The sequence below is a fragment of the Amycolatopsis sp. NPDC033938 genome (assembly GCF_055575975.1).
In genome coordinates, this window is record NZ_JBVIRO010000017.1 from 126,275 (window position 1) to 138,442 (window position 12,168).

8 protein-coding genes are annotated in these 12,168 nt (G+C 68.5%); 1 reads left to right on the forward strand and 7 read right to left on the reverse strand.

The window, feature by feature from the left end; all coding sequences use genetic code 11:
• Nucleotides 1-60: 60 nt before the first annotated feature.
• From ACZ5ZX_RS32740 to ACZ5ZX_RS32765, 6 genes are read right to left on the reverse strand one after another with little or no spacing between them, the layout of a single operon-like run.
• Entirely contained in the window at nt 61-387 is a 327-nt protein-coding gene (locus ACZ5ZX_RS32740; RefSeq protein ID WP_465505846.1) for a CU044_2847 family protein, read from the reverse strand.
• Nucleotides 388-397: 10 nt separating this feature from the next.
• Nucleotides 398-1,687, reverse strand: coding sequence for an ABC transporter substrate-binding protein (locus ACZ5ZX_RS32745; RefSeq protein WP_465505847.1), 1,290 nt, complete (start codon nt 1,685-1,687; stop codon nt 398-400).
• Entirely contained in the window at nt 1,684-2,772 is a 1,089-nt protein-coding gene (locus tag ACZ5ZX_RS32750) for a hypothetical protein (RefSeq protein ID WP_465505848.1), read from the reverse strand. Before ACZ5ZX_RS32750 ends, ACZ5ZX_RS32745 begins: the two co-directional genes overlap by 4 nt.
• Nucleotides 2,769-4,196 carry a vWA domain-containing protein gene (locus tag ACZ5ZX_RS32755; RefSeq protein WP_465505849.1) on the reverse strand — a complete coding sequence of 476 codons (1,428 nt, stop codon included), beginning with the start codon at nt 4,194-4,196 and terminating at the stop codon, nt 2,769-2,771. The genes ACZ5ZX_RS32750 and ACZ5ZX_RS32755 overlap by 4 nt, the downstream gene beginning before the upstream one ends.
• A 13-nt stretch (nt 4,197-4,209) precedes the next feature.
• On the reverse strand, nt 4,210-6,453 hold the full coding sequence (locus ACZ5ZX_RS32760) for a tetratricopeptide repeat protein (RefSeq protein WP_465505850.1): 2,244 nt from the start codon (nt 6,451-6,453) through the stop codon (nt 4,210-4,212).
• The gene (locus ACZ5ZX_RS32765; RefSeq protein ID WP_465505851.1) at nt 6,450-8,039 is read right to left on the reverse strand and encodes a S1 family peptidase; all 1,590 of its coding nucleotides are present in this window, start codon (nt 8,037-8,039) and stop codon (nt 6,450-6,452) included. The genes ACZ5ZX_RS32760 and ACZ5ZX_RS32765 overlap by 4 nt, the downstream gene beginning before the upstream one ends.
• Before the next feature lie 221 nt (nt 8,040-8,260).
• Here ACZ5ZX_RS32765 and ACZ5ZX_RS32770 point away from each other — a divergent pair, with 221 nt between their 5' ends.
• Nucleotides 8,261-8,755: a DinB family protein gene (locus ACZ5ZX_RS32770; RefSeq protein WP_465505852.1), complete on the forward strand. Its 495-nt coding sequence runs from the start codon at nt 8,261-8,263 to the stop codon at nt 8,753-8,755.
• 613 nt (nt 8,756-9,368) lie between these two features.
• Here ACZ5ZX_RS32770 and polA read toward each other — a convergent pair.
• Nucleotides 9,369-12,110, reverse strand: coding sequence for a DNA polymerase I (gene polA / locus ACZ5ZX_RS32775; protein ID WP_465505853.1), 2,742 nt, complete (start codon nt 12,108-12,110; stop codon nt 9,369-9,371).
• Between the last annotated feature and the right edge of the window lie 58 nt (nt 12,111-12,168).

Genomic DNA, 12,168 nt, shown 5'->3' on the forward strand with positions numbered 1-12,168 from the left:
TGAGCGTGCTCGTTACTGGGGTGGTTTTGTGCCTTGCGGTTTTAAAACCCGAATCGCCACTCACGACACGTCGGGCTCCCGGACCCACTTCAGCTTGACCTCGAAGTTCCCCTCCAGCCCGGTCTTCGCGATCACGGCGCCCGCCTGAGCGGTCAGTTTCACCCCGAACTTGATCTCGACCTCGTCCGGTCCCGTGGTCATCGACCGGAACGTGGCCAGCGCCGACGCGGCCGCTTCCCGCACGTTCGCCAGTGCCGCTTCGAACGATCCCTTGGCATCCTCGATCAGGTCGTCGCGCCGGGAGACCCGGGAGGTGCCCGGGACGGGGTCGATCTCGACGACCACCGAACCGCCGCCTTCGAGCGGGAACCGCGTCAGGTCGTTCACCGTTACTCCTTCACTGTCCACATTGGATTCTCAGCCATTCGCCCTGCTGGATGCTCGATCGGACGTCATCGAGTTGTTTCAGCAGGATGTCCAGCCGGCCGCGGTTACCGAGATATTCGAGGACGGCGCGGTAGAAGGCGCCCGCCATCGTGGCGGGCATCAGGTCCGAGGCGTCGTAACACAGTGCGGGCGCCGAAGTGAGCGTGTCCGCGACCTTCCGGCTCACCTGGTCGGTGTAGACGTCGAGACCGAGTTTCCGGTTCGCGGAGAACGCTCTCGCGTTCGGGATCGACGGCCAGATGCGCTGCGCCTTTTCCGAAGCCAGGAACTGGATGAGTTTCCGCGCCCGCGGGTTGTCCTGGAACAGGCCGGCGAGGTCGGCGGCGACCTCGGAGACCTCGCGTCCGGGGAAGGGCAGGAAGTCGAAGTCGGCGCCGGGCTGGGGAGAAGTCCCATCGGCGCGTTTCACGGCCTGGTAGCGGCTCATGATGAACGACGCCTGATGTTCGAGCACGCAGCCCGGCGGATCGGTGAACATCGGCTTGCCCGCGTCGCCGAAATCGGTCAGCAGGGCGGCCGCGTCGCCGCCGCGGATCGCGGCGGGCTCGGCCAGGGAACCCCAGTCGACCCACGCCTGCTTGACCTCCGGCGACCTCCACGGCAGCGCGCCAGACGCCCATTGCCGGTACTTCTCGGGTCCCGCCGAGTGCAGAAGGATGTCCTCGATCCAGTCGGTTCCCGGCCAGCCCGACGTGGGCGGGGCCCCCATCCCGACACACCACGGCGTGCCACCCGCGGCCGTGAGCCCCGCGGAGAACGTGCGGAGACCGTCGAACGTCGTCGGGCGGATTCCGCTCAACCGGGCCGGGTTGTACCAGATCGCGCTCTTGAGCTCGGCCTTCACCGCGACCGCGTACAGCTTCTCGGTGCCGATCTTCTGCAGGCTGACCCACTGCGGACTGAACGCGCCTTCCATTCTCGCGGAGAGATCCTCGTCCAGAGGCAGCAAATCGCCTGTCTTCTGGTATTTCGCCAGAACCCCGGCGCTGGACAGTACCGCGACGTCCGGCGGCGTACCGCGCTGCACGTCGGCGGCGAGCACCTGGTCGGCCGCGCGGGTGCCCTGATAGACGTGCTTGATCCCGGTGTCCGCCGTGAAGGCGACCAGCACCTGTCCGAACGCGTCCGCCTCGGGGCCGGTCCACGGCCCGAGCACGACGACGGTGCCGCTGTCGGCCGACGCGGAGCAGCCGCCCGCGATCAACGACAGCGCCATCACCAAGGCCAGTAACCGTTTCACGGGCGGTACCGGTATTCGTCGATCCGGCCGTGCAACCCGAGCAGGACCAGTCCGCCCGCGAGCAGGGTGCCCGCCGGGATCAGGTACTCCCGCCCGCCGGATTCGGCCGCCCCCGAAGCGTCGGCCGCCACCGCCTTCGCGCCCGCGGTGGCCACCCGCGTGTTGTCCGTCGCCACCGTCGTCGCCTGCTGTGCCTTCGCCCGGAATTCGTCGGCGGTCACACCGCATCCCTGCTCCCTGTCGCAGTACTCGCTCAGCAGGTCGGCGAGCCGTCGCTGGCCCGCGTCGTCGGCCGCCTGGATCTGCGTGTCCCGCGCCTCGGCGACCGCGTCGAGCCGCTTTCCGACCGAGTCCAGCCGGTCGCGGCTGACCACGGTGAACACCAGCGCCACCCCGATCGCGGCGATCAGCAGGGTCGCCGCGAGCAACGGCACGTTCGCCACCCGGCGGAACCGCTTCTTCAGGTACAGCTGGGTGAACACCAGCAGCCCCAGCAGAGCCAGTATCGGAAGGAGCCACAGCGGGAGCATCGCGAGGCTGACGCCGGTCGACGACAGTTGCCCGTCCAATGCCTCACGTTGCTTGTGCTGCAACAATTCCAGCTCGTCGAGGACACCGCCGGGGGCGTGCAGCAGCCGCGAGGCATGCCACAGGTCGGCCGCACCGAGCACCGCCGCGTCCAGCTGGCGGAAATGCACGTCGGCCTGGCCGATGGAACCCGAATAGGCCGCCACCTGGCTCTCCACCACCTGCAGTCCGTTGCCGCCGGGTTCGCCCGCCTGGTTGAACTCCGCGACGCGCGCGAGGCTCTGGCTCGCCAGCGCCAGCTGGTTCGAATACTCCTGACCGGGTCCGGCGAGCCTTGCCTCGCCCGAGGCGAAACTGGCGACCGCGGCGGCGTCGGCGGCCACCAGCGCCGCCCGCGCGGCGGTCACCTCGAGAACCGCTTGCGAGGTCCGGTCACGGACCGTCTCGGCGGCGTTCTGGACGCTGTGGAAAGCCCACAGCGACACCACCAGGACGACGAGGGTCAACGCCAGCAGACCGGCGCGGAGCCGCACCAGCCGCACCCGGGTCGCCGTCACGAAACCACCTCGTCGAACCGTCTGCCACAGCCGACGCAGAAGTTCGCCCCGGCGGGAGACAATGCGGGGCAGTCGGCGCAGGCGACCGGCGGCGCCTCGGTCCGGGACTCGGGCATCGGCCGATCTTCCTGCTCGGAAGCGATTTCGGAAACCCTTGAAGGGATAACGACGTGCAGAGCGTGGCTTCGCGTCGCGTCGGCGCGTAAGCGTACGACGCCTTTCTTCGCGTCGATGATCTCCACGACCCCCGCGAGACGGCCGAGAGTGTCTTCGTCGCCCGCGGCGGCGGCCAAGGTGGCCGCCCGGCCCCAATGCCGTTCGGCCGCGGTCTGGTCACCGGCCGCGTAGGCGTCGCCGCCCGCGGTCAACGCCTCGCCGAGATCGGCCTGGGCGGCGTACTTCGAAATCATCGGGTGAATCAGCGTCGGCGGGACCGGGTCGTGGGTCCACTGGCCCGCGATGGGCAGCGCGTCCTCCTCGACCGTGGCTCCCGGCACGGGCACGAGTTCCGTCCACGCCAGCTGCCTGTCCTGTCCGTGGCTGGGTTCGAGATCCGGATCGAGATCGAGGATCACCTGGTAGTCCCGTGTCTCGTCACCGGCGAACGAACCGAGTGAGAGTTCCACCTCGCGGACGGCGACCTCCTGGCACCGGTCGGTGAGGTCGTACTCGTCCGGGAACACCTGCTTGACCGACCGCAGCCTGCTGAACGGCATGGTGCCGATGCGCAGCCGGACCTCGGGCAGCACCTTGGTCATCGCGCTCTCGACGAGGTTCCGGAAATCCTCGGCGAGTCCGTCGTCCTCGACGACGGAGTCGACGTTCCCGCGCAGCACCCTGGCGATCTGGATGAGCTCCGCCGGCTCCCAGCCGTCGCCGATTCCCCTGGCGTCGCAGACGAACCGGCCCTCGCAGCTGTTCAGCACGCTCATCAGATCGGCCCTGGTCTGCGAGTCGTTGCGGCCGTCGGTGAGAAGGATGGCGTGGCGGACGGCGTCGGGCTCGTCGGCGAAGAGGTCACGGGCCTTCGCCAGCCAGGCGCCCATGGCGGTGCCGCCGACCGCCGCGAGACGCTCGACCGCGGCACGCGCCTCCGCCCGGGTCCGATCCGAAGCGGTCACCAGACCGTCCTCGGCCGGGTAGATCAGCTTCGCGCGGTCGGTACCTTGGATGACGGCGAAGCGCACGCCGTCGGGAAAGACGTCGATGGCGGCCGTGGCGGCACGCCGTGCCTCGCCGATCTTGGTGCTGGGGAAGCGCATCGAGCTGGAGCAGTCGATCATCAGTACCTCGGCGGCGGTCCTGGCGACGGTCGTTTCGCCACCGCGGGAGGCGACCCGGACGATCGCGGTCATCGCCCGGTCCCCCTCGGCCAGGAACTTGTTCTGGTGCACTTCGAGCCCCAGACTCGGCTCCCCGCTCATCGTTCGTCCCCTTTCACACCAGGGTCACCGGTCTCACCGCATTGGCGAGATCGATCAGCACGTCGTGCAGTTCGGGCGTGGGCGCGTGGTGGGCGAGCCGCCGGTACGACCGGTCCAGCACCGTGCGCGCGCCCGTCTCGTCCGCCCGCAGGATCGCGCCGTCGGTGATCCCGTCCTGTCCGATGAGCACCCCGGCCAGCCCGGTCTCGCGCACGGCCGTCACCAGCCGGTCGGCCGCGTCGCCGTCGAGGTCCAGGGCGGAGAGCCGGACCACCGCCTCGTCGAGTTCCGCCGACACCGGGAGATCCCCGGTCCCGGGCATCGGCGCGGACAGCACCCGCACCCCGGCGATCCGCGCCGCCTCGTCGTAGCGGGAGAATTCCGGGACCTGGTCGAGGATTTCGACCGCGGCGGCGCGGTTTCCCCGCAGCAGCCGGACCCGGGCGAGCCCGAACGCCGCGCTGACCTGGTTCCGGTCCCGCGCCCACAAGGCGTCGTAGTACCGCTCCGCGGCGGCCACGCCGTTGAGGTGCTCCTCGCAGAGACCGAGCGCGAGTTTCGGCGGCTCCTCACCGGGGATGTCGCGGTACACGGCGTCGAATTTCTCCTTGGCCGCGGCGAAATCGCCGGAGCCGAGGGCCAGCAGGGCCCGGTGCCACGCCACGCGCCAGTCATGGGCGGCGCGGTCACCGAGCAGCCGTTCGGCCTCGGCCACCGCCAAGGCGCCTTCCACGGTCGCCCCGAGTTCCAGCCGCGCCCGGCAGCGGCGGAACTCGACTTCGACCGAACTCGGGACCTTTTCGAGTTTCTTCAGCAGCCGCGCCGCGTCGGGGGCGCGAACAGTCCGCAGGAAGGTCACCTGCGGGTCGTCCGGATCTTCCTTCGGCAGCGGCAGGCCGACGGCGATCTCCGCGGCCGTCGGTCGTTCGCCGAGCGAAACGGGTGTCCCCCGCGTCCAGTGCTCCAACGGTGGCGCCTGGCCAAGTCCCGCGTCGAGGAGGACCGCCCCCTCGGTGAACAGCGTCGACCCGGCGGGCCGGGATTGCCTGTCCCGCAAGGAAAGGATTTCGGCGAGCACGCCGTCGAGCTGGACGAGCATCTCGTGCGCGGTCGCGAACCGCCGCTCGAACGGGGCGGTCGCGCGGTCGAGGACACGGACGAAGGATTCGATGCCGAACCGGACGCCGCGCGCGTCGGGGGTGACCGACCAGCCGTCGCTGGCCTGGAAGAGTTCCCGCAACGTCATGCCGACGGTGTGGATGTCGGACCGGACGGTGAGCCCGTGTCTCGCCCGTTCCTTCACCGACACCTGGTAGTGCTCGGTCACGACGGCCGGGCTCTCGTCGTCGGAGATCTTGCGGATGGCCCCGAAATCGATGACCTTGATCCGCTTCTCGCCGTGGATCACGTTGTCCGGCTTCATGTCGCAGTACAGCAGACCTTCACCGTGCAGGTAATCGAGCGCTGTCAGGATTTCGCGCCCGTAGGCCACGACGTGCTCGACCAGCAGCCGTCCTTCGCTGGAATCCAGCCCCGCCCGGCCGCGGTTCTTGATCTCCCGCAGGGAAAGACCGTCGACGAACTCCATGACGATGTAGCGGAGGTCGTGGTGCTCGACCACGTCGAAGATCCGGACGATGTTCGGATGCTCCAGCGCGGTGAGCACCTGGCTCTCGGTCTCCGCGATCCGCACGGCGGCGGTGTTGTTCGTGTTGATCAGGCCCTTGAGCGCGACATATCTGCCGCCGAGACCGGAATCCGTTGCCAGATAGACGAAACCGAGCCCGCCGCGGGCGACGCAGCCGAGCACGTGGTACCGGCCGTCGACCACGTCGCCCGCCGCGAGCTTGGGCACGAAAGAGAACGGCGTCCGGCAGACCGGGCAGAATCCTTCGAGCGGCGCGGGTCCGCCGCCGATCGAACGGCCGACCGGGGTGCCGGTGCAGCCGAGTTTGCCGCAGAACCGTTCCTCCTCCGGGACCTGCGGTTCGGTCAGCAGGCGGCCCGCGATGTCGGGGAGTTCGACGAGCGGCAGCGGGACCCGGTCGTCCGCGGTCGCGTGGCCGGCCATCTGCTGTGACCGGGTGACGACCGTGCTCGTGATCCTGGTCGGCGCCTCGCCGGGACCGGGGATCACCAGTGTGGGTTTTTCGCGCCGCACAGGCTCTTCCGGCGTTCCGGGCGGTAGCCCGCAGACCTTGCAGAAGCCGGTCTTGCCGAGCACACCGTGGCAGCCGTCCCGTCCGCAAGCCGTCATCCGTCGATCCGTTTCCGTACGGTGTTCGCGTACTGCTCGACGGCGGCCGCCGCGGCCCCGAGGTCGCACGGTCCTTCGAAGAGCATCCGCCAGGCGGGAGCGTAGGCGGCATCGAGTTCGACGTCTTCGACGAAGCCATTGTTACGGGCCATCTCGCCGTACGCGTCGAGCCGGGCGCGAAGTTCCGCGCGCCGGGCGAGGTTCTCGTCGAGGAGGCGGCGCAGATCGCGGGCGCGGTCCACGGCCCTGGCCACGGTCCGCTCGCAGGCGGGCAGCTGCCGTTTCACCCACTCGGGTTCTCCGTCCCGCTCCGCCGAACGCAGTTGCGTCACCGCGCCCTTCAGCCGCCGCGCCCTGACCTGGGTGTCCGGGGCGTCGGTGAAGCGGGGCGTGTCACCGAGATTTTCCTTCTCCAGCCGGGCGAGTTCGGCCAGTCGGGTCTCCAGCAGGGCGAGGCGGCCCTCGATGTCGTCCTCGTCGGTGGGCGAGGCGCTGGTGCTCGTCCGGACTTCACTCACCATCGGCGAACTCTCCTCGCGGAAGGCGAGGGCGAGCCGCAGCCCGAGGTCGTGCACGCGGTGCGCCAACGGGATCAGGACCTCGCCGACGAGTTTCTCCGGTTCGGCGGACTCGTCGATCCCGTAGATGACGACCGTCCGGCCGGAACCGTGACGGCCCGCCGCGACGTCGAGCCGCTCGGCGATCCGGTGGCGGACCTCGTCGGCGGTCTTGCCGACCGCGTCGACCGCGAGCACGACACTGCCGACCGGCGGCACCGTCGGCCCGGACGCGCTCCGCCCCGCGCCGCGTTCCCGGTCGGCGAGCACGACGGCGCGGCGCAACGAGGCGGCGATGGCGGAATCATCCTCGCCGGTGATGATCACCCAGACATCCGAGCCGCCATGCCCGCCGAGCCAGCCGGCGAACTCGCGCGCGAACGGCACGTCGATGGCGGGCTCCGGGTAATGCACGAAACTCGGGTCGATCGCCGGGCTTCCTTGAGCCCAGCGGCGCAGTTCGGGCAGGTAGCCGAGCATGGTCTCGACCGGGATCATCCAGGAGACACGGGCGGCCTCGGTCGCGTACCGGGTGGCGACCATGCCGACGACGTGCCCGGTCTTGTCGGCGACCACCGCGGCGCCACTGAATCCGTGCGTGATCGGCTCGGCGTCGGAAGTGCGATGGAGCTGGACACGCTCGAGACCGTGCCCGCCGTCGCCGACGACGGTCGCCAACGACCACATACCGTCCGATCCCTGAGGGAAGCCGTAGGCGCGGACGCGCTGGTCGTCTTCGAGAGCCGTCCGGTGAAGCGGGGCGCCGACGACCTGTTCCTCCGGGTCACGCAACCGGAGCAACGCGACGTCCCCGCCGTCGTCCCCGATGGGCGCCGCCTGCGCGACGATCGTGGCGAATCCGGGCTCCACACCGGGAAGCGCCACGAAATCCACGGTGATTTCGTCGTGGCCTTCGATCACGTGAGCGCAGGTGAGGAGGTGTTCGTCATCGAGCATGGTCCCGGCGCCCAGGATCCGCCCACGACGATCGCGCAGCCGCACCCGCCAGCGTCTGCGCTCGGAAGTCACCCAGAAGACCCTACCGACCTCAAGTGGTAATGACGGTTTTAATCGTCGTTATTCTTCATTGACCCCACTCTCGAACGCGTCATAGGATCACGGCGGCGTCTTCACCGGATCTTCCCGGTGACCGACCTCGACCGCGGTGTCCACTTCTGCCCGCGTCGAGACGCCCCTCGATTGCTTCGACGCTCTCCACTTCGACCATGCGAAAAAATGGAGTGAAACCCTTGAGTACCACCAGAATCACCGACGGCACCGAACGCACGGTCCTCGAGAACACCCTCGATCGCAACCGCGAAGCCCTGATCGAGACCGCACGCGGCCTCTCCGAAGCCGACGCCCGCCGACGGCTCGTCACTTCACTGACGACGCCGATCTCCCTGCTCAAACACGCCGCGGCCGCCGAACGGATCTGGTTCCAACGATTCTGGGCCGGTCTCGGCGAAGCGGAATGCGACGGATACTCGGCCCGGGACGAGGGCACGTTCGCCGTCAAGGACGACGAATCCCTCGCCGACGTCATCGCCGAGTTCGAACGCGCGAGCCGACGCTCACGGGAGATCGCCGCGCGCTTCGATCTCGACGACACCAAGGACATCCCCGGTGAAGGAACCATCAGCCTGCGATGGACCTTGCTCGCCATGATCGAAGAATTCGCCCGGCACGCGGGGCACGGCGACATCCTGCGCGAACAGCTCGATGCGGGCAGGGCGATGGCGTAACACGCGTGCTCGAACACGGAACAGTCGTGCCTGGATCCGCACCCGGGTGTTCCGGCTTCAAGCACGCGACTGCCGTGCCACGACAGGGGTGTTTCAGGTGCCTACGGCGGTTCGACGAGGGGAATTGGGACGGTGAGTGTCCTGATTCCCGCATCGCCGAACGGGTTGCCCCGTCTCCGACCTTGCCGATCACAACCGGTCGCCAGCCGCACTTTGCCGGGACCCCGATGCCTAGTGCAAGGAACGGGGCCTTCAGGTACTACACGCGAGCCAGGCCGCAGGCCACGAGTAGCCAGGGCCCCGGCAAAGTCGCAGAGCTGCTGATCGGCGCTGTTCTTGGTGGTCCGGATGGGGCATCGCCGACGCCTGCGGGGTTCGAGTGTGGAGGATTCGGGACATGTCCCTGATCCTCTGCCGATCAAGGTTGGCAACGGGTGTGACCCCGCGTCCATGAAGGATTTGGGACACTCAACGTCCCAAATCCTTCACAGACGTCGGCCTGCGCCCTGACGAAGAGGTGCCCGACCTACACGATGCAGACTTTGCCTCCGACCCTGCACGAGTAGCTAACTGAGAGAGGGTTCGCCCTGACCCTCATCACCATTCACGACGCCTAGTGCGCGGCGTCGTTCCAAGACCGGCCGTACCCGACGGAGACCTCAAGCGGAACCGCCAGCTCGTAGGCCGAGCCCATTCCCTGGCGCACCAAGGCTTCCAGCTGCTCGCGTTCGCCGTCGGCGACCTCGAGGACGAGTTCGTCGTGGACCTGCAGCAGCACGCGGCTCTTCAGCTTCGCCTCGGTCAGCGCGCGGTGCACGTTGAGCATGGCGACCTTGATGATGTCGGCCGCACTGCCCTGGATAGGGGCGTTGAGCGCCATCCGCTCGGCCATTTCGCGGCGCTGGCGGTTGTCGCTGTTGAGGTCCGGCAGATAGCGGCGGCGGCCGAAGATCGTTTCCGTGTAACCGACCTTCGCCGCGTCGCCCACCACCGAATGGAGGTAATCGCGGACGCCGCCGAAGCGGGAGAAGTACGCCTCCATCTGTTCCTTGGCGTCTTCGGTCGAGATCCGCAGCTGCTGCGAAAGGCCGTACGCCGAAAGCCCGTACGCCAGGCCGTACGACATCGCCTTGACCCGGAACCGCAGTTCCGGCGTGATCTCCTCCGGCGGCAGCGAGAACGCGCGCGACGCCACGAAAGTGTGCAGATCCTCGCCGCTGTTGAAGGCCTGGATCAGTCCTTCGTCCTTCGAGAGGTGCGCCATGATGCGCATTTCGATCTGGCTGTAGTCCGCCGTCATCAGTTCGGCGTACCCGTCGCCGACGACGAACGCGTCGCGGATGCGGCGTCCTTCCTCGGTGCGGATCGGGATGTTCTGCAGGTTCGGGTCGACCGAGGAGAGCCGTCCGGTGGCGGCGATCGTCTGCAGCAGCGTGGTGTGGATGCGGCCGTCGTCGGCGACCGCCTTGATCAGGCCCTCGACCGTGGTGCGCAACCGGGTCGCGTCCCGGTGCTCCAGCAGATGCTGCAGGAACGGGTGTTCGGTCTTCTCGAACAGGCTCTGCAACGCCTCGGCGTCGGTGGTGTAGCCGGTCTTGGTGCGTTTGGTCTTCGGCATGCCGAGCTCGTCGAACAGGATGACCTGCAGCTGCTTCGGCGAACCGAGGTTGACCTGCTTGCCGATGACCGCGTACGCCTCCTCCGCGGCCTGGGTGACCCGGCTGAGGTAGTGCGCTTCCAGATCCGTCAGGTGTTCGATGTCGACCGCGATCCCCGCCGCTTCGAGACCGGTGATGACCTGCAGCAGCGGCAGTTCCAGCTCGACGAGCAGCTGTGCGCCGCCGAGTTCGCCGAGCTCCTTGGTCAGCGCGCCCGCCAGTTCGGCGACCGCGCGGGCCTTGACCAGCTCGGCCTGGATCTCCTTCTGCTCCATGTCCTCGGCGCCACCGTCGAGCAGGGACAGCTGCCCGTCACCGGTGTCGGCCTCGGAGCGCAGCTCACGGTGCAGGTAGCGCAGGACCAGGTCGTCGAGCTCGAAGGTGCGCTGGCCGGGACGGACCAGGTACGCCGCGAGCGCGGTGTCCATGACAAGCCCGGCGAGAGTCCAGCCGCGCGCACGGACGGCGTGCAGCGGGACCTTGAGCTCGTGGCCGATCTTCTGGATCTTCTCGTCGGCGAGCCAGCCCGTGAGCGCCTTGTCGTCCTCGGCGTCCATCGCGGTGACGTCGACGTACGCGCCTTCGCCGTCCGGAGCGGCGAAGGTGATCGCCTTCAGGTCGGAGCGGACCGAGGCCCCGGTGGTGCGGAACGCCATGCCCACCGGCTCGCCCTGACCGGTGTGCGCGGACAGCCAGTCCCTCAGCGCGCCCGGAGCGAGCTTCGCGCCGCTGACCTCGAAGCCCTCTTCGGCCTCGGGTTCGGCGCTCTGCAGGGTCGCGAAGAGGCGGTCACGCAGGACGCGGAACTCGAGCTCGTCGAAGAGCGCGTGCACGGCCTCGCGGTCCCAGGGACGCAGTTCGAGCGCGGACGGGCCGAGCTCCAGCTCGACGTCGCGGATCAGCTCGGTGAGCTGGCGGTTCAGCATCACCGCGCCGAGGTGCTCGCGCAGCGCGTCACCGACCTTGCCCTTGACCTCGTCGACCCGGTCGATCAGGTCGTTGAAGGACCCGAACTGCCTGATCCACTTGGCCGCGGTCTTCTCGCCGACGCCGGGGATGCTGGGCAGGTTGTCCGAAGGGTCGCCACGCAGCGCGGCGAAGTCCGGGTACTGCGCCGGGGTGAGGCCGTACTTCTCCTCGACCGCCTCCGGGGTGAACCGGGTCATCTCCGACACGCCGCGCTTCGGGTACAGCACGGTGACCTGGTCGGTCACCAGCTGGAGCGCGTCACGGTCACCCGTACAGATGAGGACGTCGAAGCCTTCGGCGGTCGCCTGTGTCGTGAGCGTGGCGATGATGTCGTCGGCTTCGTAGTTCTCCTTGGTCAGCGCCGGGATGCCGAGGACCTTCAGCACGTCCTCGACCAGCCCGACCTGGCCCTTGAACTCGTCCGGCGTGGCGCTGCGGTTGGCCTTGTACTCCTTGAACGTCTCGGACCGGAAGGTCTTGCGGGAGAGGTCGAACGCCACCGCGAGGTGGGTCGGCGCCTCGTCGCGCAGCAGGTTGATGAGCATCGAGGTGAACCCGAACACCGCGTTGGTCGTCTGCCCGGTCTTCGTCTTGAAGTTCTCCGCGGGCAGGGCGAAGAAGGCGCGATACGCCATCGAATGGCCATCGATCAGCAGCAGTTTGGGCCGCTCGGCCTGTGCGGTGGCAGGTGTGGCTTTGGCAACGGTCGTGTTCTCACTCGGGCTCACGGGAGCGAGTCTAGGGTGAGGGTCTGACAGTCCTGCCTGTCGTGTCCGTTGCGGGCTG